General features: G+C 71.3%; 24 protein-coding genes. 8 read left to right on the top strand and 16 right to left on the bottom strand.

Going from position 1 to position 25,175, the window contains the following annotated elements; translation table 11 throughout:
- Nucleotides 1–150: 150 nt before the first annotated feature.
- Nucleotides 151–927 (bottom strand): SigE family RNA polymerase sigma factor, encoded by a 777-nt coding sequence (locus ACZ592_RS06525; protein WP_471580366.1) that lies wholly within the window; start codon nt 925–927, stop codon nt 151–153.
- A 225-nt stretch (nt 928–1,152) separates the two neighbouring features.
- Here ACZ592_RS06525 and afsQ1 point away from each other — a divergent pair, with 225 nt between their 5' ends.
- From afsQ1 to ACZ592_RS06500, 5 genes are all read left to right on the top strand, one after another.
- On the top strand, nt 1,153–1,830 hold the full coding sequence (gene afsQ1, locus ACZ592_RS06520) for a two-component system response regulator AfsQ1 (protein ID WP_033264947.1): 678 nt from the start codon (nt 1,153–1,155) through the stop codon (nt 1,828–1,830).
- Nucleotides 1,827–3,401, top strand: coding sequence for an ATP-binding protein (locus ACZ592_RS06515; RefSeq protein WP_471580365.1), 1,575 nt, complete (start codon nt 1,827–1,829; stop codon nt 3,399–3,401). Before afsQ1 ends, ACZ592_RS06515 begins: the two co-directional genes overlap by 4 nt.
- On the top strand, nt 3,398–4,000 hold the full coding sequence (locus tag ACZ592_RS06510) for a hypothetical protein (RefSeq protein WP_471580364.1): 603 nt from the start codon (nt 3,398–3,400) through the stop codon (nt 3,998–4,000). The genes ACZ592_RS06515 and ACZ592_RS06510 overlap by 4 nt, the downstream gene beginning before the upstream one ends.
- Before the next feature lie 53 nt (nt 4,001–4,053).
- Nucleotides 4,054–4,611: a VanZ family protein gene (locus ACZ592_RS06505; RefSeq protein ID WP_471580363.1), complete on the top strand. Its 558-nt coding sequence runs from the start codon at nt 4,054–4,056 to the stop codon at nt 4,609–4,611.
- A 91-nt stretch (nt 4,612–4,702) separates the two neighbouring features.
- Nucleotides 4,703–4,903 carry a PspC domain-containing protein gene (locus ACZ592_RS06500; RefSeq protein WP_471580362.1) on the top strand — a complete coding sequence of 67 codons (201 nt, stop codon included), beginning with the start codon at nt 4,703–4,705 and terminating at the stop codon, nt 4,901–4,903.
- 82 nt (nt 4,904–4,985) lie between these two features.
- On the opposite strand, the gene ACZ592_RS06495 is transcribed toward ACZ592_RS06500, so the two are convergent.
- Nucleotides 4,986–5,291, bottom strand: coding sequence for an ATP-binding protein (locus ACZ592_RS06495; RefSeq protein WP_471580361.1), 306 nt, complete (start codon nt 5,289–5,291; stop codon nt 4,986–4,988).
- Nucleotides 5,292–5,453: 162 nt separating this feature from the next.
- Nucleotides 5,454–6,623 carry an adenosine deaminase gene (locus ACZ592_RS06490; protein WP_471580360.1) on the bottom strand — a complete coding sequence of 390 codons (1,170 nt, stop codon included), beginning with the start codon at nt 6,621–6,623 and terminating at the stop codon, nt 5,454–5,456.
- Between the two features lie 102 nt (nt 6,624–6,725).
- Here ACZ592_RS06490 and ACZ592_RS06485 point away from each other — a divergent pair, with 102 nt between their 5' ends.
- Complete coding sequence (locus tag ACZ592_RS06485) at nt 6,726–7,490, top strand: alpha/beta hydrolase (RefSeq protein ID WP_471580359.1); 765 nt, start codon at nt 6,726–6,728, stop codon at nt 7,488–7,490.
- Nucleotides 7,491–7,625: 135 nt separating this feature from the next.
- Here the strand turns inward: ACZ592_RS06485 and ACZ592_RS06480 are convergent, their stop codons facing one another.
- Nucleotides 7,626–8,618, bottom strand: coding sequence for a LysR family transcriptional regulator (locus tag ACZ592_RS06480; protein ID WP_471580358.1), 993 nt, complete (start codon nt 8,616–8,618; stop codon nt 7,626–7,628).
- Between the two features lie 62 nt (nt 8,619–8,680).
- Here ACZ592_RS06480 and ACZ592_RS06475 point away from each other — a divergent pair, with 62 nt between their 5' ends.
- A complete protein-coding gene (locus tag ACZ592_RS06475; protein WP_471580357.1) occupies nt 8,681–9,985 on the top strand; it encodes an MFS transporter in 1,305 nt (434 codons plus the stop codon).
- Between the two features lie 128 nt (nt 9,986–10,113).
- Nucleotides 10,114–11,097: a sigma-70 family RNA polymerase sigma factor gene (locus ACZ592_RS06470; RefSeq protein ID WP_471580356.1), complete on the top strand. Its 984-nt coding sequence runs from the start codon at nt 10,114–10,116 to the stop codon at nt 11,095–11,097.
- Here ACZ592_RS06470 and ACZ592_RS06465 read toward each other — a convergent pair.
- The 12 genes from ACZ592_RS06465 to ACZ592_RS06410 form a co-directional block, all read right to left on the bottom strand.
- Nucleotides 11,008–11,397 (bottom strand): STAS domain-containing protein, encoded by a 390-nt coding sequence (locus ACZ592_RS06465; RefSeq protein WP_471580355.1) that lies wholly within the window; start codon nt 11,395–11,397, stop codon nt 11,008–11,010. The genes ACZ592_RS06470 and ACZ592_RS06465 overlap by 90 nt on opposite strands.
- A 79-nt stretch (nt 11,398–11,476) precedes the next feature.
- On the bottom strand, nt 11,477–13,369 hold the full coding sequence (locus tag ACZ592_RS06460) for an eCIS core domain-containing protein (RefSeq protein ID WP_471580354.1): 1,893 nt from the start codon (nt 13,367–13,369) through the stop codon (nt 11,477–11,479).
- Between the two features lie 306 nt (nt 13,370–13,675).
- Nucleotides 13,676–14,953 (bottom strand): thymidine phosphorylase, encoded by a 1,278-nt coding sequence (locus ACZ592_RS06455; protein WP_471580353.1) that lies wholly within the window; start codon nt 14,951–14,953, stop codon nt 13,676–13,678.
- A 136-nt stretch (nt 14,954–15,089) separates the two neighbouring features.
- Entirely contained in the window at nt 15,090–15,512 is a 423-nt protein-coding gene (locus tag ACZ592_RS06450; protein ID WP_471580352.1) for a cytidine deaminase, read from the bottom strand.
- Nucleotides 15,509–16,771 carry an ABC transporter permease gene (locus tag ACZ592_RS06445; protein WP_471580351.1) on the bottom strand — a complete coding sequence of 421 codons (1,263 nt, stop codon included), beginning with the start codon at nt 16,769–16,771 and terminating at the stop codon, nt 15,509–15,511. Before ACZ592_RS06445 ends, ACZ592_RS06450 begins: the two co-directional genes overlap by 4 nt.
- Nucleotides 16,768–17,916, bottom strand: a complete 1,149-nt coding sequence (locus tag ACZ592_RS06440) for an ABC transporter permease (RefSeq protein ID WP_471580350.1) — start codon at nt 17,914–17,916, stop codon at nt 16,768–16,770. Before ACZ592_RS06440 ends, ACZ592_RS06445 begins: the two co-directional genes overlap by 4 nt.
- Entirely contained in the window at nt 17,913–19,532 is a 1,620-nt protein-coding gene (locus tag ACZ592_RS06435) for an ABC transporter ATP-binding protein (protein ID WP_471580728.1), read from the bottom strand. The genes ACZ592_RS06440 and ACZ592_RS06435 overlap by 4 nt, the downstream gene beginning before the upstream one ends.
- A gap of 257 nt (nt 19,533–19,789) precedes the next feature.
- Entirely contained in the window at nt 19,790–20,842 is a 1,053-nt protein-coding gene (locus tag ACZ592_RS06430) for a BMP family lipoprotein (protein ID WP_471580349.1), read from the bottom strand.
- A gap of 231 nt (nt 20,843–21,073) precedes the next feature.
- Nucleotides 21,074–22,168 (bottom strand): BMP family lipoprotein, encoded by a 1,095-nt coding sequence (locus ACZ592_RS06425; RefSeq protein ID WP_471580348.1) that lies wholly within the window; start codon nt 22,166–22,168, stop codon nt 21,074–21,076.
- A gap of 194 nt (nt 22,169–22,362) precedes the next feature.
- The gene (locus tag ACZ592_RS06420) at nt 22,363–23,643 is read right to left on the bottom strand and encodes an amidohydrolase (RefSeq protein WP_471580347.1); all 1,281 of its coding nucleotides are present in this window, start codon (nt 23,641–23,643) and stop codon (nt 22,363–22,365) included.
- Nucleotides 23,644–23,774: 131 nt separating this feature from the next.
- Nucleotides 23,775–23,999, bottom strand: a complete 225-nt coding sequence (locus ACZ592_RS06415) for a hypothetical protein (protein ID WP_471580346.1) — start codon at nt 23,997–23,999, stop codon at nt 23,775–23,777.
- Nucleotides 24,000–24,426: 427 nt separating this feature from the next.
- Nucleotides 24,427–24,846: a GNAT family N-acetyltransferase gene (locus ACZ592_RS06410; RefSeq protein ID WP_471580345.1), complete on the bottom strand. Its 420-nt coding sequence runs from the start codon at nt 24,844–24,846 to the stop codon at nt 24,427–24,429.
- Nucleotides 24,847–25,175: the final 329 nt, after the last annotated feature.

Raw genomic sequence — 25,175 nt, 5'->3', positions numbered from 1 at the left:
AGCAGAAGGACCGGAAAGACCCCCCGGCCTTCCGGTCCCGCTACTTGTTTCCCCCGTGCTTTCCCCCATGCTCCCGCCGCATCCCCCCGGAGCGGCGGCCCCCGTACCCCCATGGGCCCTCTCGCGGCTGACGCCGCGGGCCCCGATCCCTCAGGCGACCAACTCGCCGAAGGATTCCTCCTGGTCACGGCCGAAGCTGAGGACCTCGTCCTCACGCAGCCGGCGGAGCGACCGCCAGATGCTGGACTTCACCGTGCCCACGCTGATGTCGAGGATGTCCGCGATCTCCGGGTCGGTGCGGCCCTCGTAGTAACGGAGGACCAGCATCGTGCGCTGGAGTTCGGGCAGCCGGGCAAGGGCCTGCCACAGCACGGCGCGCAGCTCGGTGCCGCGCATCGCGTCCGTGTCGCCCACCGTCTCCGGCAGTTCCTCGGTCGGGTACTCGTTCAGCTTGCGGCGGCGCCACGCGCTGATGTGCAGATTGGTCATGGTGCGGCGGAGGTAGCCCCCGACCGCGGCCTTGTCGCTGATCCTGTCCCAGGCGCGGTACGTCGAGAAGAGGGCGCTCTGCAGCAGGTCCTCGGCCTCGAAGCGGTCACCGGTCAGGTGGTAGGCGGTCGCGTACAGGGAGGCGCGGCGCTCCTGGACGTAGGCGGTGAACTCCGCCTCCGACAGGGACTTGCGCTCCCCCGAGTCCTCCCCGTACGCGGCGCCCCTCTGAGCGCCCCCGTCCGTTCCCCCGTGAGCCGCGTTTCCCCCGTGGCTCCCCTGGAACGTGTCAACCACCGTCATGAACCCGGTGTGCTGACGCCCGGTGCCGCGAGCGCACCCCCGCCCGCTCACGGCACCGGACTTCTCAGATCCCCGCCCGATGTCGTGAAGTCGCGTGACAACTGCGCTTGAGCTGGTGCTGTGCAGCGTATTCATCTCGCGCCCCCCGTCGGTGGAGTCCGGCTTTCTTCGTGTGACCAGAACTCTGCCCGAGTGACTTCATGACGGTGTCCGCCGACTGTCACAGGCCTGTCACAGGGGTCGGGGAGGTCTTCCACCTGTGAAGGTCACGTGTGGGTGCGGGCATCTACCTGCTCATTACGAGCCCGGACAGGGGCCAGCAGTCGAACTGGGGCCGTGGCATGGGACAGAATGACGTCCGTGCCTTCCCTGTTGCTGATCGAGGACGACGACGCCATCCGGACGGCCCTGGAGCTTTCGCTCACGCGCCAGGGGCACCGGGTGGCCACTGCTGCCACCGGCGAGGACGGCCTGAAGCTGCTCGGTGAGCAGCGGCCGGACCTGATCGTGCTGGATGTGATGCTGCCGGGCATCGACGGCTTCGAGGTGTGCCGCCGCATCCGGCGCACCGACCAGTTGCCGATCATCCTGCTGACCGCGCGCAACGACGACATCGACGTGGTCGTGGGCCTCGAGTCCGGCGCCGACGACTACGTGGTCAAACCCGTGCAGGGGCGGGTCCTGGACGCCCGGATCCGCGCGGTGCTTCGGCGCGGCGAGCGCGAGGCCAATGACGCGGCCACGTTCGGTTCGCTCGTCATCGACCGGGCGGCGATGACCGTGACGAAGAACGGCGAGGACCTGCAGCTGACGCCGACCGAACTGCGGCTGCTCCTGGAACTGAGCCGCAGGCCCGGCCAGGCCCTGTCGCGGCAGCAGTTGCTGCGTCTGGTGTGGGAGCACGACTACCTCGGTGACTCCCGGCTCGTCGACGCGTGCGTGCAGCGGCTGCGCGCCAAGGTCGAGGACGTGCCGTCGTCACCGACCCTCATCCGTACGGTGCGTGGCGTCGGCTACCGGCTGGACACCCCTCAGTGAGCAAACCGCACGACAAGCTCCGCGGCTGGGCCGCGGCGCGCAAGGCCATACTGGCGGGGCTGCGCTTCACCAGCCTGCGGCTCCGTCTCGTGGTGGTGTTCGGCCTGGTGGCGCTCACCGCGGCCGTCTCCGCTTCCGGCATCGCGTACTGGCTCAACCGCGAGGCGGTGCTGACACGCGCGCAGGACGCGGCGCTCAAGGACTTCCGCCAGCAGATGCAGACCCGCGCGGGCGCGCTGCCCGCCGACCCCTCCCAGGAGGAACTGCAGTCGGCGGCCGAGCAGATGGCCAACAGCAGCCAGCGCTACAGCGTGCTCCTGGTCGCCGAGAAGAAGGGCGGCGGCCAGATCGTCGGCTACAGCGACCTGGACTCCTTCACGCTCGCCAAGGTGCCCGGTCCGCTGCAGAAGGCGGTCAACGAGAAGCAGACGCTGACCTCCGGCAACAAGAGCCCGTACCACCTGTACTGGCAGCGGACCGTCGACGACAGCACTCCCTATCTGGTGGGCGGCGCCACGGTGATCGGCGGCGGCCCGACCGGCTACATGCTCAAGTCCCTGGAGCCGGAGGCGAAGGACCTCAGCTCGCTCGGCTGGTCCCTGGCCATCGCCACCGGGCTCGCGCTGATCGGCTCGGCCCTGCTCGCGCAGGCCGCGGCGACGACCGTGCTCAAACCCGTGCACCGGCTGGGAGTCGCGGCGCGGCGGCTCGGCGAGGGCAAGCTGGACACCCGCCTCAGGGAGTCCGGCACCGATGAACTCGCCGATCTCTCCCGTACGTTCAACAGGACCGCGGAGAACCTGGAGAAGAAGGTCGCCGACATGAGCGCCCGCGACGAGGCGTCCCGGCGCTTCGTCGCCGACATGTCGCACGAGCTGCGCACCCCGCTGACCGCGATCACCGCCGTGACGGAGGTCCTGGAGGAGGAGCTCGACGCGGAGACCGGTTCCGTGGACCCGATGATCGAGCCCGCGGTACGGCTCGTGGTGAGCGAGACCCGCCGCCTGAACGACCTCGTGGAGAACCTCATGGAGGTCACCCGCTTCGACGCGGGCACCGCGCGCCTGGTCCTTGACGACGTCGACATCGCCGACCAGATCACCGCGTGCATCGACGCGCGGGCCTGGCTGGACGCGGTGGAGCTGAACGCCGAGCGCGGCATCATGGTCCGCCTCGACCCGCGCCGGCTCGACGTGATCCTGGCGAACCTCATCGGCAACGCCCTCAAGCACGGCGGCTCCCCGGTGGCGGTCTCGGTCCGCCTGGAGGACGACCGGCTCGTCATCGCCGTACGCGATCACGGCCCCGGCATCCCGGAGGACGTCCTGCCGCACGTCTTCGACCGCTTCTACAAGGCGAGCGCCTCCCGGCCGCGCTCCGAGGGCAGCGGCCTCGGCCTCTCCATCGCCCTGGAGAACGCGCACATCCACGGCGGCGAGATCACCGCCGCCAACTCCGCACAGGGCGGCGCGGTCTTCACGCTGTGGCTGCCGCGGGACGGCGAGTGCGGCGACGAACCCGATGAAGAGGGCGCCGAGCGTGCCGAGGGCGCCGAAGGGGACGAGGCATGAACAGGCGACGGATCCGTGCCGCGGCCGCCGCCGCGGCGCTCACCGCCGTGCTCGCCGGGTGCGGGATCAGGTCGACGGAGGTGCCGACCGACTACGGCGCGGCGCCCTCGCGGGTGCCGTGCGTGCTGTCGGGCTCCAGCATCGCCTCGCACGCGGGCAGCGGTGTGCCGGTGGAGGTCTTCCTGGTCTGCGCGGCCCAGCTGGTGAACGTCGAGCGGGACGTGCGGATCCGTACCGACAAGGCGAGCACCGACCGGGTGCGCATCGCCCAGGCGCTCCTGGACGAGCTGGCGAGGCAGCCGGCGGAGCCCGAGAAGCAGGCGGGCTTCGCCACGGACGTGCGCGCCGGCACCACCGTCTCCGGGCCGCGCGGGGACGACCCCGAGGACGCGCTGCGGCTGAGCACCCGGCCGGAGGAGCTGTCCGCGTTCGCGCTCGCGCAGATCGTGTGCACGCTGGCCGACAACAACGCGGCCGAGGACGACCGCGAGGTGGTCATGGGCGGCCCGTCCGGCAGCCCCCTGCGGCGGTACGAGTGCACTCCGGAGGTCCGTTCCCGGCCCGGGACCGTGGCGCCTCCCGCGCATACGGTCGAGTAGCCGGCAGCAGCCGTCACGGAGTACGCGGAACCGATCCTGCCGCCTGTGTCGTCTTGGGGGACGTGCGTCAAGGCTCGGGCGGCCACGGTTCCGCCATTCGCTTCCGTGCGACGGGGGGACTCCTCCTCGTCGCACATCTTCTGCTCGTCGGGTGGATCACACTGCGTCCGCTGGACGTCCCCTGGGTGAGCGCCGCGAATCTGCAGCCGCTCGCCGGGATCAAGGCGGATCTGGCGATGGGCGGCCTCCAGGCGGCCCGCCGGATCGGCGAGAGCGTGCTGCTGCTCGCCCCGCTCGGTGTGCTGCTGCCGCTGGCCGGCGGCCGGACCGAGGTCTCGCCGTGGGGTTCGCTGGTCCGCACGGTCGCCGCCGGAGCACTGCTCTCGCTCGGCATCGAGCTGCTGCAGACCGGGGTCCCCGGGCAGGTCGTCGACATCGACTCGCTGCTCCTGAACACCCTCGGGGTGGCCGTCGCGCATCTCGCCGTCGTCCCCGCGGCCAGGGCCCGTCTCCGCCGTGACAAGGACGGCACGCGCCGTGCGCCCCTCCCCCGGGAGGACACGTCTCAGGGGTCGACCCCGACGATTCCCAGGGTCGGCATCGCACCGTAGAGCGATGCTTCGACCCGTTTCGTGCACGTACCGTCGAGGTATCGAGGCACACAGAGAGGCCTCGCACCCACGGTTCGCGAAGGAGCCCCACATGACCGCCCTTGCCCGCCCCACCCACGGCCGGATGCTCGGCGGAGTGTGCGCAGCCCTGGCCCGGCGCTTCGGCACCTCCACCACGACCATGCGCGTGATCTTCGTGGTGTCGTGCCTGCTGCCCGGCCCGCAGTTCCTGCTCTACATCGCGCTGTGGCTCCTGCTGCCCTCGGAGGGCAAGGCCCGCCAGGCCTGGTGACCCCGGGCAGGACAGAGCGACGGGACACAGCGATGGGGCGCCCCTTTGTGGAGGGGCGCCCCATCGGCGTTCGCGCGTCGGGTCAGCCGAGCGGCAGACCGTTGACGCCGGTGCCGCCGACGGGCAGGCCGCCGAGCAGGCCCGCGGCGGGGCCCTTCGCGCCACCCAGGCCGCCACCGAGGGCACCCTCACCGGCGGTGAGGGACTCGTTGGCGCCGGTGGGCAGCGACTTCACTGCGTCGCCGACAGGCAGCAGCGAGGAGACCGGGCCCAGGGCGGCGGAGGGGTCGGGGACGGCGGGGGCGGCGTTCGCGGCACCGGCACCGGCGGCGGCGAAGGCGGCGCCGAGAGCGGCGACACCGAGGGTCTTGGCGGCAGACTGCTTCATCTTCAATGCGTCCTTGCGTCTTTAGCGACTGTGCTTACGGAAGGGGGTTTGAACAGTCCAACGACCGAAAGCGGCCCCGATCACGGTCCGGAGGCGAACGAAAGCAGCCGGGGAGGAAAAACCCGGCCGCGTACGCGTCGCGCAAAGGCGCGGGAAATTCCGTCAGCCGGCGACAGAACCGCTGGTCGAGACGGTCTGACGGAACAGCCATTCGGACTTCAGCTCGGCATATCCGGGCTTCACCACGTCATTGATCATGGCGAGGCGCTCATCGAAAGGAATGAATGCTGATTTCATCGCATTGACCGTGAACCACTGCATGTCGTCGAGCGTGTAGCCGAACGTGCCGACCAGGTGCTCGAATTCGCGGCTCATGCTGGTGCCCGACATCAGGCGGTTGTCGGTGTTCACCGTCGCGCGAAAGTGCAGCTTGCGCAGCAGGCCGATGGGGTGCTCGGCGTAGGAAGTGGCGGCGCCCGTCTGCAGGTTGGAGGTCGGGCAGAGCTCCAGCGGGATCCGCTTGTCGCGCACGTACGACGCGAGGCGGCCGAGCTGCACGGTGCCGTCCTCGGCGACCTGGATGTCGTCGATGATCCGCACGCCGTGGCCCAGGCGGTCGGCGCCGCACCACTGCAGGGCCTGCCAGATCGACGGCAGGCCGAAGGCCTCGCCCGCGTGGATCGTGAAGTGGTTGTTCTCGCGCTTGAGGAACTCGAAGGCGTCGAGGTGGCGGGTGGGAGGGAAGCCGGCCTCCGCGCCCGCGATGTCGAACCCGACGACTCCCAGATCGCGGTAGCGGTTGGCGAGTTCGGCGATCTCCAGGGCGCGGGCCGCGTGCCGCATGGCGGTGAGGAGCGCGCCCACGCGGATGCGGTGGCCGTTCTCCTTCGCGCGGCGCTCGCCCTCGCGGAAGCCCTCGTTGACGGCCTCGACGACCTCTTCGAGGGTCAGGCCGCTCTCCAGGTGCTGCTCGGGGGCGTAGCGGATCTCGGCGTAGACGACGCCGTCCTCGGCGAGGTCCTCGGCGCACTCGGCGGCGACGCGCCGGAGGGCACCCTTCGTCTGCAGCACCGCGCAGGTGTGGGCGAAGGTCTCCAGGTAGCGCTCCAGGGAGCCGGAGTCGGCGGCCTCGCGGAACCAGATCCCGAGCTTGTCGGGGTCGGTCTCGGGCAGTCCCTCGTACCCGTTCTCACGGGCGAGGTCGACGATCGTGCCGGGGCGCAGGCCGCCGTCCAGGTGGTCGTGCAGGAGCACCTTCGGGGCGCGGCGGATCTGTTCGGCGCTGGGCTTCTCACGGTCCGTGTGACCGGTCGTGTGTGTCTGGCTCGTCATTTCGGCACTCTAGCGCCTACGCGCGTAGAACTCACTGGTCGATACGTAACAGTGACCCTGCGGACGGGTGGCGTACACGATGGCTTCTGACACTGTTCTGTCATGGCACAGCAAGGGACCGCGGGGCCGGCGGGCGCGGCCAGGCTCGGGCGGGTGATCGGGACGGCGCCGTCGGCGGTGAGCGGCGTGGTGCTCCTGCTGCCCGCGGGCACCGAGACCTCCAGCCGAAAACCCTCTCCACTGGCGGGGGTCGGCGTGCGGGCGCTCGGCCGCAGACTGGCCCACGACGGCCGCGGGGCGGGCCTCGCCACGCACGTCGTGCACTACCGGTGCCGGGGCTGGAACGGGGCGCAGGCGCAGCTCGCCCGCGACACGACGTGGGCGGCCGACGAAATCGTACGCATCTACGGCGACGTCCCCGTGTGCCTGGCCGGAGTGGACATGGGCGGCCGGGCCGCGCTTCGCGCGGGCGGGCACGCGGCGGTCAACTCCGTCCTCGCGATGGCCCCTTGGCTGCCCGAGGACGACGTGGCCGCGCCGGCCGAACCGGTGAAGCAGCTCGCGGGGCGCCAAGTGCTGATCGTGCACGGCACCAACGACGAACGGACCGATCCCGAGCTGTCGTTCCGGCTGGCGGAGCGGGCGAAGAAGGCGAACCGCGACGTGTGCCGGTTCGAGGTGCACTCCGACGGGCACCGGCTGCACCAGCACCAGTCCGAAGTCCTCTCGCTGGCCTCGGACTTCGTGATGGGCACGTTGTTCGGGGCGGACTTCGCCCGGCCCCTGGAGGACGCGTTGGCGGCTCCGCCGCCGCTGGGGTTGCGGATGCCTCTTGCCTCCGGCTTCGGGCAGTCTCTGCGGAAGTGACCCGGCGACGGCGCTCGGCCATCACCGGTTTCGCCGTACTCGCCGTACTCGCCGGGGTCGCCGGGGTCGCCGGGGTCGCCGGGGTCGCCGTACTCGCCGGGGTCGCCGGGGTCGCCGGGGTCGCCGGGGTCGCCCTCAGTCGCCGGACGGGCTCATGTCCACCGGCCCCGCTCCCATCTGCGGGAGCAGTTTTCCCTTTCTGCTCAGCAGGAACGCCTTGAACGCCGCCACCGGTGGCGTGTCCGGGTGGCCGCCCAGCCAGGCCACGCCGATCTCGCGGACCGCGCGCTGGCCCGTCACCGTCAGCTCCACGACCCCCGGACGCGGCACGGCGGGCGGCGGCAGCAGGGCGACGCCGAGGCCCGCCGCGACCAGGCCGCGCAGCGTCTCCGCCTCCTCCCCCTCGAAGGCGATGCGGGGCCTGAAGCCCGCGTCGCGGCAGAGGTCGTCCGTGATGCGGCGCAGGCCGTACCCGGGCTCCAGGGTCACGAAGGCCTCGTCGGCGGCCTCGGTGAGGCGGACCCGCTTGCGGGACGCGAGGCGGTGGTCGTCGGGCACCACCAGACGCAGCCGCTGCTCGTCGAGGCGGCGGGCGACCAGGTCGGGGGCGTCGGGCACGGGCGAGGTGAGGCAGAGGTCGAGCTCGCCCGCGCGCAGCCGCTCGATCATCGCCTCGCCGTAGTTCTGGACGAGGCTGAACCGCACGCGCGGGTGGTCGGCGCGGAAGGCGCGGATCAGGCCGGGTACCGTCTCCGATCCCATGGTGTGCAGGAAGCCGAAGGCGACCTTGCCGGACTCCGGGTCGGCGTCCGCCCGCACCGACTCGGCGGCGCGCTCCACCTCGCCGAGCGCCCGCTCGACCGAGGTGAGGAAGGTGCGGCCCGCCGGGGTCAGCGAGACGGTGCGGCCGCGGCGTGCGAACAGGTCGGCGCCGAGGTCCCGTTCGAGCCGGACGAGCGCGCGGGAGAGCGTCGACTGGGGGATCTGCATCTGCTGCGCGGCGCGCGTGACGTGCTCGGTGCGGGCGACGCCCGCGAAGTACGCGAGGCGGGGCGCGAGCAGCGTCACGATGTCCTCCGGGTCACTGTTGCGTGACACGCGCGGCTGTGACCTCTGCTGATGCTGCATGGGATCGATTATGGCGTTTCCATGCATTGGACGCATCAAAAGGACGGCCGTACGTTCTTGGCATGCCTGCTGCCAGTAGCGGGGCGTCCGCCACCCATGCGGTCGCCCCGGCCCCGTCGTCCCCCGCCTCCGCCACCTCTTCGGCCCCCGACTCGCGGATGACCCCCGGCGGTCCCGGCTACCGCCGGATGAGCTTCGCGCTCTTCCTCGCGGGCGTCGCCACCTTCGCCCTCCTCTACTCCACGCAGGCCCTCCTGCCGCTGGTCTCCGCCGACTTCGGCGTGAGCGCGAGCACGGCCAGCTGGACGGTGTCGGGCGCCACGGGCGCACTGGCTCTCTTCGTCCTGCCGCTCAGCGCGCTCAGCGAGCGCTTCGGGCGGCGCGCGGTGATGACGGCGTCCCTGACCGTCGCCGTCGCCGTGGGGCTCCTCGTTCCCTTCGTCCCCTCCGTGGAGGTGCTGATCGCGCTGCGTGCCGTGCAGGGCGCGGCCCTGGCGGGGCTCCCCGCGTCCGCGATGGCGTTCCTCGCCGAGGAGGTGCGGCCCAAGGCGCTGGTCGCCGCGATCGGCATGTTCGTGGCGGGCAACTCCATCGGCGGGATGAGCGGGCGCATCGTCACCGGCTGGGTCGCGCAGGCCTGGGGCTGGCGTGCGGCGGTCGGCGTGGTCGGCGTCGTCGCGGTGCTGTGCGCGGTCGCCTTCCGCGTGCTGCTGCCCGCGCCGCGCCACTTCACACCGGGGCCGCTCAGCCCCAAGTCGCTGGCGCGCACGGTGCGTACGCACCTCTCCGATCCGCTCCTGTGCAGGCTGTACGCGATCGGTGCGCTGTTCATGACCGTCTTCGGCGCGGTCTACACGGTGATCGGCTACCGCCTCACCGAGGCGCCGTTCTCGCTCCCGCAGGGCGTCATCGGCTCGATCTTCCTGGTCTACCTCGTCGGCACGGTCTCCTCGGCCGGCGCGGGCAAGCTGGTGGCCCGGCTCGGGCGGCGCGGTGCGCTGTACCTGGCGGTGAGCACGACGGCCGGCGGACTGCTGCTCTCCCTCTCCCCCTCGCTGGTCCTGGTCCTGCTGGGGCTCGTGCTGATCACCGCGGGCTTCTTCGCGGGGCACGCGGTCGCCTCCTCCTCGGTGAGCCGCACGGCGACGACCGGGCGGGCGCAGGCGTCCGCGCTCTACCAGTCCGCGTACTACCTGGGCTCCAGCGCGGGCGGCACGCTCGGCGCGGTCGCCTTCCACGCGGGCGGCTGGGCCGGGACGGTGGGGCTCGGCATCCTCGCGGTGCTCGGCGTCGTGTCGGTCACGGTGTGGGGCTCGCACGCGGCCCGGACGCAGGAGCGGCGCCGGCTGGTCGCGGCCACCCGCTGAGCCGCCGACCCCACCCCTTTTCACCTGTGGATTTTCCCACTCCGGGGGCCGTTGTCAGTGGCCTGCGGTAGCTTCCGATGTGTTGGGCCTCACAGCGGGCCTTTCCCGGAAGCCAGGGGTGGGTAGGGATGAGCGACATCGCAGGGACGACGACCGAGCCGGACGTCACGCTGGAGAAGTACCGGGTCGAGCTGACCGGGTACTGCTACCGGATGCTGGGCTCCGCCTTCGAGGCCGAGGACGCCGTGCAGGACACGATGGTCCGGGCCTGGCGCAGCTTCGAGAAGTTCGAGGGCCGCTCCAGCGTCCGCTCCTGGCTGTACCGCATCGCGACGAACGTCTGCCTGGACATGTTGAACGCGGGCAACCGCCGCGCCCGCCCCATGGACCTGACCGCCGCGGCCCCGCTCGCGCAGGCCGCGCTCAACCCCCGCCCGGACAACACCTGGCTGGAGCCGGTGCCCGACGCCCGCGTCCTGCCGACGCCCAGCGACCCGGCGGAGGCCGCGGTCGCCAAGGAGTCGGTGCGCCTGGCCTTCGTCGCCGCCCTGCAGAGCCTGCCGCCCAAGCAGCGTGCGGTGCTGATCCTGCGCGAGGTCCTCGCCTGGAAGGCCAGCGAGGTCGCCGAGCTGATCGACACCTCCGTCGCCTCGGTGAACAGCGCGCTGCAGCGGGCCCGCGCCACCCTCGCCGAGCGGCCGGAGGACGACACGGCCGTCTCCAACCCGCTGGACGAGGAGCAGCAGAAGCTCCTGGACCGCTATGTCGCCGCCTTCGAGGGGTACGACATGACGGCGCTGACGGCGCTGCTCGCCGAGGACGCCGTCATGACGATGCCGCCGTTCGACCTGTGGCTGCGCGGCACCGCGGACATCACGGGCTTCATGACCACGGTGGGCGCGTCGTGCGCCAACAGCCGTCTCATCCCGGTGAACGTGAACGGCACCCCGGGCTTCGCGCACTACAAGCCCGACCCCGACAACGGCGGCTTCTCGCCCTGGGCGATCCAGGTCATCGAGATCTCAGAGGGCCGTATCACCGGCTTCCACTGCTTCCTGGACACGCCGCGGTGGTTCCCGCTGTTCGGCATGCCCCTCCATCTCGACGACTAGACCGAGGAGTTCGACCAGGCCGACGAGACCGAGCAGCGCCAGCAGGGCGGGGGCGGGGTTCCTGAGCCGGATCCGGCCCCCGGCCCTGCGGGCGGCGAGCTGCAGCCGCGCGATGGCGTCGACGGTGGTGAGGTCGGCGGTGGTGACGTCACCGACGTCGCAGATGACGTCGGCGCCGTCGGGCCCGTGGCGCGCGGCGGCGACCCGCTCGCACAGGTGCGGGACGTCACCCTCGCGCAGCGGCCCCTCTATACGGATGAGGTTCTCTGCACGGATGGGGTTCTCTTCGGAATCAGCCATGCAGGGTTGACCGGCCCGGTGGACGGAACTCATCGGTACGGGCGTCCGCGGGTGCGCTCCGGCCGGTCCGCCGCGCCCGTCAGGACGCCGTTTCCCGCTGCGGCGGCCGCTTGCGGACCCGCAGGGTGAGGGGGTTCACGAAGTCGCCTCGGCCGTTGTCGTACTGCTGCTCGTGGAAGCTCTGGCCGGCCCCCGACCCGTACATGCGGAAGAACCACTTGCTGTTCCACTCGGCCTTGGCCTCCGAGAGCCGCTTGAACTCCTCCCCGGCCTTCTGGGCGCTGCCGGAGAGTTCCCGCAGCAGCTTGTTCAGCTGGTCCATCGCGAAGGCGGAGGTGGGCGGGGTCTTGCCGCCCGGCCTGAGCAGCGGGATGGCGGTCTTCTTCTTGAACTCCTCGACGAGTTTGGGGAGCAGCTCGTTCAGCGCGTCGCCGGAGTTCGCGGTCCTGGTGTAGTTCTCCAGGGTGACGCGGTCCTGGCCGTCGGCGCTCATCGCCGCCACCCCCGCGAAGTGGAAGCCCCAGATGTCCTGGGGCCGCTCGGTGGGGGTCGCGGAGTCGGCGTAGTCGAGTTTGTCGCTCTGTCCCAGCGAGACCGTCGTGTATCCCTCGCCGACCTCGGGGGCCGCGGCCTGGTTCACGCCGAGGCGGCCGGCCGCGCCGTCCATCTCCTCGGGGTGTTCGCGCAGGGCGCCGCCGTACCGCTTCGGGGTGGCGCCCCCGGGCGCGTCCACGCCGTCGGCGAGCTCGTTCGCGACGGAGTCGACCGTGCTGTCCTGCCAGGGCATGCTGTCGCGGTCCGCGAGGACGACGTCGGTGTCCTTCCCGCCGCCCATCAGCTCCCTGGCCACGTCGATGCACTCGGACTTCATCAGGTTCGCGAACCCCGACTCGGCGTTCTGCGGAGCCTCCGCCTTGACCGGCTGGACCCGTACGAGGCGAAGGGAGCCGCCGTCCGGGTTCGCCGGGTTCTGCACGGTGATCTTCGAGCCGCGCGACTCCAGCCGGTAGGAGCTCTTGACGCCGTCGAGGGCGGTGTTGCTCGCGGCGAGGACGTCCTGGGTCGCGTAGAACTCCTTCGGCTCCCGCTCGGTGTCGTGCACCGCGAGGGTGCCGTCGCCCGCCACTCTGACCGGCAGCCCGAGGGGCGGGTCGAGCTGTACGCCCTCCTCCTCGGACACGTCCTGCCGGAACGGGTCGTGGGTGCGGGACCCGACGTGGTCCACGGAGTGCTTGGAGAGCCGCTCCGGGTCCTGGACGAGGACGCCCTGCGGCGACTGCGATTCGAAGAACGGCCGGTCGTCCTGCTCACTGGCCAGGCTCTTGACGGTGCCGGACGCGTAGCGCTGGATGCCGGTGCCGGGGGCCGGGGACGTGTCGTGCGCGGCCTCGGCCGCCGCCTCGGCCCGGGGCGCGGGGTCCCGCGCCAGGACGCGGTGGGCGTTGGCCTCCGCCTCGCGCTCGAACCGGTCGGAGGGGTCGGAGACCTTGAGGCCCGTGCCGTTGTCGGTGCCCGCGACCGGGCCCTGCCGCTGCTGGATGACGTGCGTCAACTCGTGGGCCAGCGTGTGCCGGTCGGCGCCGCCGTCGCCGATCACCACGTGGCTGCCCGAGGTGTAGGCGCGGGCGCCCACCTCCGCCGCCGAGGCCTTCGCGGCCGCGTCGTCGTGCACGCGTACGTCGGAGAAGTCGGCGCCGAGCCTGCTCTCCATGTCGCCGCGGGTCGCCGCGTCCAGGGGACTGCCCGCCGAGCGCAGGACGTCGTGCACGGCCGAGCGCTGCACCTGCGGGTGCGTGTCCGGCGTCCACGGGTGGCCGCTCCGCCTCAGCATCTGGACGACGGCCGCGTTGCCCGCGCCGCGCTGCAGGGCGTGCAGCCCGGCGGGCGCGGCCGAGTCCCGGTGCGGGGTCCGCCGGTCCGGGGTCCTGGCGGGTCCGGCTCCGGCGGCTCCGGTCTGATCGTGCTCGTGCAAGGCGGCCCTCCCGCGCGGAATCCGAACCCTTCCTGCATACGCTGCGCGGGGCGGCGGGGTCCAGGTACGCGAGGGCACGGATGCCGGCTGAACGGGCACGGCTGCCGCGTCCGACGTGCGGCGCCGCCCCGGACCCCGCTCCGCCAAGGCCGGAGGAGCTGCATGTGCCGGACTCCGCCGGCTCTTGAGGGGCGCGGGGAACTGCGCGAGCAGTCACGACGCACTCGCAGCCGACCGTCGTGCCACCCCGCGGGGCGCCGCCCCGCACCCGTCCTTGAACGCCGGAGGGGCTGACATCCCGTGCGCTCAGCCGATCCGGCCCCGCACGATCGGCGTCGGCGTGAAGTCCGTGCCCGCCGGGGCGATGTCGTACGAGCCCTCCACGGACTGGAGCGCGTAAGCGAAGCGGTCCGGGGTGTCCGTGTGGAGGGTCAGCAGGGGCGCGCCCGCCTCGACGGAGTCGCCCGGCTTGGCGTGGAGTTCGACGCCCGCGCCCGCCTGCACCACGTCCTCCTTGCGTGCCCGCCCCGCACCGAGGCGCCACGCCGCGACGCCGATGTCGTACGCGTCGAGGCGGGTCAGGACGCCGGACGAGGGGGCCGTGACCACGTGGGTCTCGCGGGCCACCGGCAGCGCCGCGTCCGGGTCGCCGCCCTGGGCCGCGATCATCCGGCGCCAGACGTCCATCGCGGAGCCGTCCGCGAGTGCCTTCGCCGGGTCGGCGTCCTTCAGGCCCGCCGCGTCGAGCATCTCGCGCGCGAGGGCGAGGGTGAGTTCGACGACGTCGGCCGGGCCGCCGCCCGCCAGGACCTCGACCGACTCGCGGACTTCGAGCGCGTTGCCCGCCGTCAGGCCGAGCGGGGTCGACATGTCCGTGAGGAGGGCGACCGTGCGGACGCCGCTGTCCGTGCCCAGCTCGACCATGGTGGACGCCAGTTCGCGGGCGTCGTCGAGGTTCTTCATGAAGGCGCCGGTGCCGACCTTCACGTCGAGGACGAGGGATCCCGTGCCCTCGGCGATCTTCTTGGACATGATGGAGGAGGCGATCAGGGGGATGGCCTCGACCGTTCCCGTCACGTCGCGCAGGGCGTAGAGCTTCTTGTCGGCCGGGGCCAGGCCGTCGCCCGCCGCGCAGATGACGGAGCCGACGCCGTCGAGGACGTTCAGCATCTCCTCGTTGGAGAGCAGCGCGCGCCAGCCGGGGATGGCCTCCAGCTTGTCGAGGGTGCCGCCGGTGTGGCCGAGGCCGCGGCCGGAGAGCTGCGGGACGGCCGCACCGCACGCGGCGACCAGCGGGGCGAGCGGCAGCGTGATCTTGTCGCCGACGCCGCCCGTGGAGTGCTTGTCGGCGGTGGGGCGGGAGAGGGAGGAGAAGTCCATGCGCTCGCCGGACGCGATCATCGCGGCGGTCCAGCGGGCGATCTCCTTGCGGTTCATGCCGTTGAGCAGGATGGCCATCGCGAGGGACGACATCTGCTCGTCGGCGACCGCGCCGCGCGTGTACGCGTCGATGACCCAGTCGATCTGCTCGTCACTGAGCTCGCCCCGGTCGCGCTTGGTGCGGATGACGGAGATGACGTCCATGGCATGTCCTTCCGGCGGTACGGCGGCGTACGTACACAGGTACTGACGCACAGGTATCGAAGCGACTCTACGCGCATAGAGCAGGGAGCTGAAGGCGGCCCCGCACCCAAGATCCCCAAGGGTGCGGGGCCTGCGGTCAGTTGAGGCGGCCGGGCCCCTCGTCCAGGTGCTGCGGCCCGAACGCGTCGGGCAGCATGTCGCCCAGCGTCCGCACGCCCGACGACGTCTCCAGGAGGAGTCCGGCGCCGCCGAACTCGTACAGGAGCTGGCGGCAGCGGCCGCACGGCATCAGGATCTCGCCCTTGCCGTCCACGCACGTGAAGTGCGTGAGCCGGCCGCCGCCGGTCAGCTGGAGCTGCGAGACGAGGCCGCACTCGGCGCACAGGCCGAGGCCGTACGAGGCGTTCTCGACGTTGCAGCCGGAGACCGTGCGGCCGTCGTCGACCAGGGCCGCCGCGCCGACCGGGAAGCCCGAGTAGGGGGCGTACGCGCGGGACATGGCCTCGCGCGCGGCCTCCCGCAGGGCGTCCCAGTCGGCGTCGACAGCGGTGGTCGTCACTTGCCTTGTCCCCTTCGGTAGGGCATTCCGTCCGCCTTCGGCATCCGGAGCCGCTGCGCGGAGAGCGAGAGGACCAGCAGGGTCACCACGTACGGAGTCGCGGTGACGACCTGGTTGGGCACCTCGTCGGTCAAGCCGTACCACAGGAACATCAGCGCGGAGATGGCCGCGGTGATCACCGCGGGCACGTACCGCTTGCGCCAGGCGAGGTAGACCGCGCCGATGACCAGCAGGATCGCGATGAGCAGGAGCAGCGCGTGGACGTTCGTGCCGCCACCCCGGAGCTTCAGGCTGTCGGTGTAACCGAACAGGCCCGCGCCGAGCGCGAGTCCGCCGGGCATCCAGTTGCCGAAGATCATCGCGGCGAGGCCGATGTAGCCTCGGCCGCCGGTCTGGCCCTCCAGGTAGATGTTGGAGGCGACCAGCGAGAGGAACGCGCCGCCGAGGCCCGCGAGGCCGCCGGAGATGACCACGGCCAGGTACTTGTACTTGTAGACGTTGACGCCGAGGGACTCGGCGGCGATCGGGTTCTCGCCGCAGGAGCGCAGCCGCAGGCCGAACGAGGTGCGCCACAGCACCCACCAGCTCAGCGGCACCATCGCGACGGCGACGACGGTCAGCGGCGACAGGTTGGTGAACAGGCCGCCGAGCAGGCCCGCGAGGTCGGAGACCAGGAACCAGTGTTTGCCGTTGAGATCCATGAGCCAGTCGGACAGGCCCGGCACCGAGAAGTCCCCGAGCGAGTCGACGGGCGGCGACTGCTTCGACGTACCGCCCTCCTCGCCCTCGAAGGCGAAGGTCGCGAGGTAGCGCGTGACGCCCAGGGCGAGGATGTTCAGGGCCACGCCGGAGACGATGTGGTTGACGTTGAAGGTGACCGTCACGATGGCGTGCAGCAGGCCGCCGAGCGCGCCGCCGATGATGCCGAAGAGGACACCCGCCCACGGGCCCCACTGGAAGCCCGCCCAGGCACCGAACCAGGTGCCGAGGATGAGCATGCCCTCAAGGCCGATGTTGACGACGCCCGCGCGCTCGGCCCACAGGCCGCCGAGGCCCGCGAGGCCGATCGGCACGGCGAGCTTGAGGGCCGTCGACATCTGTCCGGTGGACGTGATGCCGTCGGCGCCGGTGATGATGCGGACCACCGAGGTCAGCACCAGGACGCCCGCGATGACCAGCAGGAGGACGGGGAGCGAGATGCGGCGGCGGTCCGGCGCGGGCTGCTTGGCCGGGGGCTTGGCCACGGATGCCGTACTCATCGGGCAGCCACCTCCTTCACGGAGTCGTTGTTGCCGTTGTGGCCGTTGTGGCCGTTCGCCCGTGCGGCGGCGGCCAGTTCCTCGCCGACGCGGCGCTGCTGGCGGCGCAGGCCCCAGCGGCGCACGGACTCGGAGGAGACGACGACCGCGATCACGATGAGGCCCTGCATGATCACCGCGATCTCCTTGTCGTACGCGACCGGAGTGGCGTAGTCCAGGGCGGGCGATGCCTTGTCGAGGAACGCCCAGAGCAGCGCGGCAAGGGCGATGCCGACCGGGTTGTTGCGGCCCAGCAGCGCGATGCCGATGGCGGTGAAGCCGAGGCCCGCGGGGAAGCTGAGGCTGTAGGTGTGGGTGTCGCCGAGCAGGATCGGCAGGCCCGCGAGGCCCGCCATCGCGCCGGAGATCAGCATGGCGGTGAGGACCATGCGCTTGGCGTTGACGCCGGAGGCGGCGGCGGCCGACTCGGAGGCGCCGGTGGCGCGCAGGTCGAAGCCGAACCGGGTGCGGTTGAGCACCAGCCAGTACAGGACGCCCGCGGCGACGGCGACGAACACGAAGCCGTAGACCTCGCCGCCCGCCAGCTTGATGCCGGGGAACCAGCCGGACTTCTCCATCACGCCGGTGGTCTGGTTGTTGCCGACCGGGACACCGAAGTTCTCGGTGAGGGTGAGGTAGCCGATCACGCTCGTCGCGATGGAGTTGAGCATGATCGTGGCGACCACCTCGCTGACTCCGCGGGTGGTCTTCAACAGGCCCGCGATGCCGGCCCAGAAGGCGCCGGTGAGCATGGCGACGACCATGAGCAGCGGGATCTGCAGCGCGGCGGGGAGCGCGACGTGCGCGCCGACGACCGCGGTCATCATCGCGGCGAGGCGGTACTGGCCGTCCACGCCGATGTTGAACAGGTTCATGCGGAAGCCGATGGCCACCGCGAGCGCCGCCAGGTAGTACATCCCGGCCTGGTTGATCGTCAGGACCTGGACGTCGGAGTAGGAGATCTGCTCCAGCATCAGGGTGTACGGCTCGATCGGGTTCTTGCCCGAGGCGAGCAGCACGACCGAGGTCAGTGCCACGGCCACGATCAGCGCGATGACCGGTCCGGCCACCGCCAGGAGCACGCGCTCCTTGTCGAACTTCTTCATCGGGTCCCGTCCTCCTCGGAGCCGTCACCGGACTCGGCGTGTTCCAGGTGACCGGATGCGGCACCCGTCATGGCCGACCCCAGCTCCTCCGGCGTGATGGTCGACGGGTCGGCGTCCGCGACGAGCCGTCCGCGGTAGATGACACGGAGGGTGTCGGAGAGACCGATCAGCTCGTCCAGGTCCGCGGAGATCAGCAGCACGGCGAGGCCCTCACGGCGGGCCTCGCGGATCTGGTCCCAGATCTGCGCCTGCGCGCCGACGTCCACACCCCGGGTGGGGTGGGCGGCGATCAGGAAGCGCGGCTTGTGGCTCATCTCGCGGCCGACGATCAGCTTCTGCTGGTTGCCGCCGGAGAGCGAGGCGGCCGTCACGTCGATGCCGGGCGTACGGACGTCGTACTCCTCGACGATGCGCCGCGTGTCGGCCTGGGCACCCCTGGGGTCGAGCCAGAACTTCAGCCTGCCGCGGGTGTTGGGCCGCTCGGTGACGTGGCCGAGGATGCGGTTCTCCCACAGCGGGGACTCCAGGAGGAGTCCGTGGCGGTGGCGGTCCTCGGGGATGTACCCGATGCCGTCCTCGCGGCGCTTGCGGGTGGGGACGGCGGTGATGTCCTCGCCGGCCATCCGGATCACACCGGAGTCCGCGTGCTTGAGGCCGATCAGCGCGTCGATCAGCTCGGTCTGGCCGTTGCCCTCGACTCCCGCGATGCCGAGGACCTCGCCCTCGTGGATCGTGAACGAGATGTCGTCGAGCACCGCGCGGCCCGACTCGCCCTCGGCGAGCAGCTTGAGGCCCTCGACCTGGATCATCGAGCGGTCGGTGACCGTCGACTCCGCCGTCTCGGGGGTGGGCAGCTCGCTGCCCACCATCAGCTCGGCGAGCTGGCGCGGCGTCGTCTCGGACGGGATCGCCGTGCCCACCGTCGTACCGCGCCGGATGACGGTGATGTCGTCGGCGACGGAGAGGACCTCGCCCAGCTTGTGCGAGATGAAGATGACGGACAGGCCCTCGGACTTGAGCTCGCGCAGGTTGTCGAAGAGCGCGTCGACCTCCTGCGGCACGAGCACGGCCGTGGGCTCGTCGAGGATCAGCGTGGTGGCGCCGCGGTAGAGGACCTTGAGGATCTCCACGCGCTGCCGGTCGGCGACGCCGAGGTCCTCCACGTACGCGTCGGGGCGCACCCCGAGGCCGTACCGCTCGGAGATCTCGGCGATCGCGCGGCGGGCCGCGGCGCCGATGCCGTGCAGCTTCTCGCTGCCGAGGACGATGTTCTCCAGGACGGTCAGCTGGTCGGCGAGCATGAAGTGCTGGTGCACCATGCCGATGCCGCGCGCGATGGCGTCGGCGGGACTGGCGAAGGCGACCTGCTCGCCGTCGACGGTGATGGTGCCCTCGTCCGGCTTCTGCATGCCGTAGAGGATCTTCATCAGGGTCGACTTGCCCGCGCCGTTCTCGCCGACGAGGGCGTGCACGGTGCCTTTGCGGACGGTGAGGTGGATGTCGTGGTTGGCCACGACGCCCGGGAAGCGCTTGGTGATGCCGCTGAGCTCAACGGCGGTGCCACCGGCGGCGGCTGGCGCCTTGTCGGTGGGCGGAGGGCTGGTGGACGCGTCGATGGCGCACTCTCCTCGGGGGCCGGAAGGCCTGAAGGGCCTGAGGGAAAGGGGCCGCCTACGCGCGCAGTGCCCCTGCTCGTGGGGAAGTCCCCTGGTCTGGAGTTCCCCGGTGTTCAACTTCCGCGGTGCCGCGGGAGTTTGATGATCGGTCCGCGCGAACGGGGCGCGGGTGAACCATCGTCCCCCACACCCCGTTGCACGAGAATCACGCTGCTGTTACGGCAGTCGGATCGGTCGCCGGTCGGCCGGCGTCACCGTTACGGCGTGGTCTTGACCTTGATCTTGCCGCCCTTGATGCCCTCTTCGGCCTTCTTCAGCGCGGCCTGGACGTCCTTCATCTTCTGGAACTCGGGGTTCGAGCCGGCCAGCGCGACACCGCCGGAGGCGAGGTCGGCGCGGACGACGCCGCCCTTCGCGCTGCCGTCCTCGACGGCCTTCGCGAGGTTGTAGACCGAGCCGGCGACGTCCTTGGTCGCCGAGGTCAGGATGTACTTCTTGTACTTGGCGAGCGCGTCCTGCTGGTACTGGTCGGAGTCGACGCCGATCGCCCAGACCTTCTTGGCGGCCGCGGCCTCGATGACGCCCTGACCGGAGAGGCCGGCGGCGTGGTAGACCACGTCGGCGCCCTTCTCGATCTGGCCCTGGGCGGCGGTCTTGCCCTTGTCGGGGCTGGAGAACCCGCCGTCCTCGGCCTTCTCGGTCAGGTACTGCTTGACGACCTTGACCTTGGGGTCGGTGTCCTTGACGCCCTGCGCGAAGCCCGCCTCGAACTTGTGGATCAGCGGGACGTCCACGCCGCCGACGAAGCCGACGGTCTTGGACTTGGAGGACTTGGCGGCCACGACGCCCGCGAGGTAGGACGCCTCCTGCTCGCTGAAGACCAGGTCGGAGACGTTCTTCGCCTTGACCGTCTCGTCGTCGACGATGCCGAAGGTGGTCTTCGGGAACTTCGCCGCGACCTCCTTGATGGCGGGCGCGTACGCGTAGCCGACACCGATGACCGGGTTGTAGCCCTGCTTGGCGAGCTGCGTCAGGCGCTGCGTCTTGTCGGCGTCGGACTCGCCGTCGACCGGCTCGACGGCCTTCTCGCCCGTCTTGAACTCCTTGGCCGCCTTCTTCATGCCCACGGTCGCGGCGTCGTTGAAGGACTGGTCGCCGGCGCCGCCGACGTCGTAGGCGATGGCGACGCCCTTGTTCTTGTCGTCCTTGCTCGCGGCGGCGTCGCTGGACGTGCCACCACAGGCGGAGACGGTTACGGCAAGAGCGGCGGTCGCGGCGCCCGCGACAGCTATTCGAGACACCCGGCGCATAGAGACGAACTCCTTGAGTCAAGCAAGCACAAGCACGTACGAGCGCCTCACCCGGCGCTGATTTCGCCGCAGCGTAACGCGCGTAGACCTGACATAAGAACCCTTCTGTCCGGTCCGTTATCGACCTGTGGCCACCGGGTGTCGGGCGCCCGAACGGCGGGTGGGCGCCCCTTCGCGGGGGGCGCCCAGTCGCCGCAGGAGGTACTACGTAAAACGTCCGTGGACCGCGCACTACGGCACGGTCTTCACCTTGACCTTCCCGCTGATGATGTCCTTCTTGGCCTGGTCGACCGCCGCGACGACGTCCTTCATCGCCGTGTACTTCGGGTTCGAGTCGGAGAAGCCGACGCGCCCCGACGTGAGGTCGTAGCGCTGTTCGCCCTTGAGCGGCTTGCCGTCGACGACCGACTTCGTGAGGTCGTACACGGCGCCGCCGACGTCCTTGAAGGCCGAGCCGAGGATGTACTGCTTGTACTTGGCGAGCGCCTTCTGCTTGTACTGGTCGGAGTCGACGCCGATCGCCCACTTCTTCTGCGAGCCGACTTCCTGGATGACGCCCTGTCCCGAGAGTCCGGCGGCGTGGTAGATCACGTCCGCGCCGGCCTCGATCTGTCCGGATGCGGCGTTCTGCCCTCGGTCCGGGCTGGAGAATCCGCCCTCCTCGGGCTTTTCGGTCAGATACCGCTTCTCGATTTCGATCTTCGGGTCGACGGACTTCACGCCCTGCACGAATCCGGCCTCGAATTTGTGGATCAGCGGAATGTCCACGCCGCCCACGAATCCGACGTGTTTGGCCTTGCTCGCCCTGGCCGCGGCGACACCCGCCAGATAGGAGCCCTGTTCCTCGTGGAAGACCAGGTCGGCGACGTTGTCCGCCTTCACGGTGTTGTCGTCGATGATCCCGAAGGTGGTCTTGGGGAACTTCTTGGCGGCCGCCTGCACCGCGGGCGCGTAGACGAATCCGACGCCGACGACCGGGTCGTAGCCCTGCCGGGCGAGCTGTTCGAGGCGCTGGACCTTGTCGGCGCTGGACTCGCCGTCGCCCGGCTCCATGTCCACCCCGCCGATCTTGAATTCCTCGCGGGCCTTCGTGTAGCCCGCGAAGGCGGCGTCGTTGAAGGACTGGTCGCCCTGCCCGCCGATGTCGTACGCGAGTCCGATGCCCTTGCCCTTGTACGACGAACCCGAGGAGCCCTTGTCCTTTCCGTCGTCGTCCTGCGAGGCCTCGCTGCTTGTCTTGCCGCATCCCGCCGCGGCGAGGACGAGCACGGCGAGTGTCGCGGTGATGTGAGTGGCGCGAGATTTCCGGGAAGAGAGACGACGCACAGGAAGCACCCCTTGATCGTCAACGCGCCGCGTACGACGCTGATTTCGGCGCACATTAACGCGCGTAGAAAGGGAGGGGAACGGGTTTTCGCGGTGCCGTTACCTCTTCGTGCTTTTCGCGCCGAGGGCCGGTTACGTCCGCGTGAACGCGGGGTACGCAACCGGCCCTTTCGTCCGTCGGGACACAGCCCGCTCTAGCGCATCGCGTCCAACAGCGCGGCGGCGGTGAAGAGTTCGACGCCCGCGGTGATCGCCGCCTCGTCCACGTCGAAGTCGCCCTGGTGGAGGTCGCGGACGGTGCGCTCGCCCGGCTTGCGCACGCCGAGACGGGCCATGGAGCCGGGCACCCGCTCCAGGTACCAGGAGAAGTCCTCGCCGCCCAGGCTCTGTTCGGTGTCCTCGACGGAGTGCGGGCCGCGGCGCTCGGTCATGGCGTCGCGCAGCAGGTCGGTGACCGTCGGGTCGTTCACCACGGGCGGCACGCCGCGGATGTAGTTGATCTCGGACTTGGCGCGGTAGAGGTCGGCGACCTCCTGGACGGCGCCGTGCACGAGGTCGGGCGCCTCCCGCCAGGCCCTGAGGTCGAGGCAGCGCACGGTCCCGGAGAGCTCGGCGTGCTGCGGGATGACGTTGCACGCGTGACCGGACTCGATGCGGCCCCACGTCACCGAGAGGCCCGAGCGGGCGTCGGCGCGGCGGGAGACCAGGGCGGGGACCTCGGTGGCGACCTTGGCGGCCGCGGTGACGAGGTCGGTGGTCAGGTGCGGGCGCGCGGTGTGCCCGCCGGGTCCGTCGAGGGCGACCTCCAGGCGGTCGCAGGCGGAGGTGATCGGCCCGTGCCGCAGCCCGATGGTGCCGGCGTCGACCCGCGGGTCGCAGTGCACCCCGATGATCTTGCCGACGCCTTCGAGGGCGCCGGACTCGATGGCGTCGGTCGCGCCGCCGGGCAGCACCTCCTCGGCGGGCTGGAAGATCAACCGGACCGGAAAGGGCAGTTGGCCCTTCTTCGCCAGCTCGGCGAGGACGAGCCCGGCACCCAGGACGACGGTCGTGTGCACGTCGTGCCCGCAGGCGTGGGCGCGGTCGGGCACGGTGGAGCGGTAGGGCACGCCGAGCTTGGTGTCCGGGATGGGCAGCGCGTCGATGTCGGCGCGCAGGGCGAGCATGGGCCGTACGGCGCGCTCGCGTCGCACGGTGCCGTCCTCGGCCGCGTCGGGAGCCTCGTCCGGGTGTGCGCCGATGTCACAGATGAGCCCCGTGCCGATGGCGAGCACACGGGGCGTGAGGCCCGCCTCCTCCAGCCGGGCCTTGAGGGCCGCGGTGGTACGGAACTCCTGGTTGCCGAGCTCGGGGTGCATGTGCAAGTCGCGGCGGAAGGCGATCAGTTCGGCACGCAGCGCTTCGGGCAGCGTGCCGGGCAGCGCTTCCGCGGGAGCGGCCTCCGCTCCCGGCTCGGCTTCGGACTCACGGGACATCAATTGGTTCACCCTGTGAAGGGTAGGCCGACACAGGGGTCAACTGACCCACGATCAACAAAAGTTCAGCCCGATAGGGGAAGAATTCGTGGCCGCGTGGCGCATGACCGTCGGTCGGGATGGGTAGGATTTTAGGCCGTCACGAAGGATGCGGAGCCCGTCCGGCGCCTGTAATAGGCCAGGGCGACGGCCACCGGAAGGGGCGGCCGGGCGAGCGGCGGCGCACAGCACCCGGCCAGGACGGCGGTCTGTGCGGCGGAATCGGCGACGCCGCCGTCGCCCAGGCCGGCGAACTGCGCGGGGAACGCCCGCCCCATGATGCCGAACAGCGCGGCGGCGCCGAGCAGGGCGGGCACGGCGGCGGCGAACGGCCGTACGGGGCGCCCCCGATGACGGGCATCCGTCCGGGCACGGCCTCGCCCCGTCCGCGCACGCGTCCGAGGGTCATGAGTGCGAGTCCCTCGGAGACGGCGCCGAGCAGCAGGACGTACACGGCCTCGCCGAGCCCCCGCTGCGGCTCGGCGGCCACGGGGACTCCGGCGACCAGGGCCACCCGCCGCAGCCCCGAGGGCAGCGTGGCGGGCGGCACGGCGTGCGCGGCGACGGCGGCCCAGCGGGGCACGTCGGGCAGCGCGTCGGTCTTCAGGCCGGCGCGCGGTGGGAACATGCGTTCAGGCTCGCGCGGCGGGGGTGTCCCGCACGTCACCGCGCGGGAGGGACCGGCTCCGCCGTACGGCGGAGGACGCGCCCTGCGTGGGGGCGACCCCTGCGCGGGGGCGACCTCTACGTGAGGGCGATCAGGCCCGCCGGGGTGCTCCGGAAGCCGCAGGCGTCGAAGTAGAAGCCGCGCAGTTCGTCGTCGAAGTCGACGTGCAGCCACTCGCACCGCTGTTCGCGCGCCCCTTCGACGGCACGGGCCACGAGCCCCGCGCCGATGCCCTGCCCCCGGTGCGTCCCGGTCACGACGGTGTCCAGGACGAAGGCGTGCACACCGCCGTCCCAGGCGACGTTGACGAAGCCGACCAGCTCGCCGGGGCCGCCTCCACCCCCGCCCCCGTTCCGCGCGCAGACCCAGCCGAGGCTATGCCGCAGCAGTTGCTCCCGCCATCCGATGTCCAGCACGCGATGACCGAATCCCTCGGCGTGCAGGGCGTTGACCTCGGGGTCCTCGAAGTCGCCCCGCCATGTGTAAGTGATCGCCACGCGACGAGGGTAGTCCCGGGGACCCGGTCGGGGCGGGCGTCGCACGGGTCGGGCCTCCGTCGCCGCCGTCACCTCCCGTACCGTCCGGTCCAACGCCGTCACCGCACCCGTGGCGTGGCCCCGGCGCCGGACCAGGCCGTAGCCCGTCGGCTCCGCGTCGGCGAGGGGGACATGGCGATGGCGGGGCGGGCAGCACGGCGGCGAGGGGAGGGCTGACGGCGCCCACGCGGAACTCGTCCGACGACCGATGACGCGCCCCTGCCCGGCACCCGGGAGCGAGTGTCCGGCGGCGGATCTCGCGAGGACATCCCCGCGGCCGTGACGACGTT

The organism is Streptomyces sp. NPDC040622 (assembly GCF_055593965.1).
This window is presented reverse-complemented; position numbering and strand designations above follow the sequence as displayed.

Bases quoted from the DNA above. Each gene is read 5' to 3' on its own strand.
- ACZ592_RS06525 (WP_471580366.1), bottom strand. From the start codon at position 927: ATGAATACGCTGCACAGCACCAGCTCAAGCGCAGTTGTCACGCGACTT.
- ACZ592_RS06510 (WP_471580364.1), top strand. From the start codon at position 3,398: ATGAACAGGCGACGGATCCGTGCCGCGGCCGCCGCCGCGGCGCTCACC.
- ACZ592_RS06500 (WP_471580362.1), top strand. From the start codon at position 4,703: ATGACCGCCCTTGCCCGCCCCACCCACGGCCGGATGCTCGGCGGAGTG.
- ACZ592_RS06495 (WP_471580361.1), bottom strand. From the start codon at position 5,291: ATGAAGCAGTCTGCCGCCAAGACCCTCGGTGTCGCCGCTCTCGGCGCC.
- ACZ592_RS06490 (WP_471580360.1), bottom strand. From the start codon at position 6,623: ATGACGAGCCAGACACACACGACCGGTCACACGGACCGTGAGAAGCCC.
- ACZ592_RS06485 (WP_471580359.1), top strand. From the start codon at position 6,726: ATGGCACAGCAAGGGACCGCGGGGCCGGCGGGCGCGGCCAGGCTCGGG.
- ACZ592_RS06480 (WP_471580358.1), bottom strand. From the start codon at position 8,618: ATGCAGCATCAGCAGAGGTCACAGCCGCGCGTGTCACGCAACAGTGAC.
- ACZ592_RS06475 (WP_471580357.1), top strand. From the start codon at position 8,681: ATGCCTGCTGCCAGTAGCGGGGCGTCCGCCACCCATGCGGTCGCCCCG.
- ACZ592_RS06470 (WP_471580356.1), top strand. From the start codon at position 10,114: ATGAGCGACATCGCAGGGACGACGACCGAGCCGGACGTCACGCTGGAG.
- ACZ592_RS06465 (WP_471580355.1), bottom strand. From the start codon at position 11,397: ATGGCTGATTCCGAAGAGAACCCCATCCGTGCAGAGAACCTCATCCGT.
- ACZ592_RS06455 (WP_471580353.1), bottom strand. From the start codon at position 14,953: ATGGACGTCATCTCCGTCATCCGCACCAAGCGCGACCGGGGCGAGCTC.
- ACZ592_RS06445 (WP_471580351.1), bottom strand. From the start codon at position 16,771: ATGAGTACGGCATCCGTGGCCAAGCCCCCGGCCAAGCAGCCCGCGCCG.
- ACZ592_RS06440 (WP_471580350.1), bottom strand. From the start codon at position 17,916: ATGAAGAAGTTCGACAAGGAGCGCGTGCTCCTGGCGGTGGCCGGACCG.
- ACZ592_RS06430 (WP_471580349.1), bottom strand. From the start codon at position 20,842: ATGCGCCGGGTGTCTCGAATAGCTGTCGCGGGCGCCGCGACCGCCGCT.
- ACZ592_RS06420 (WP_471580347.1), bottom strand. From the start codon at position 23,643: ATGTCCCGTGAGTCCGAAGCCGAGCCGGGAGCGGAGGCCGCTCCCGCG.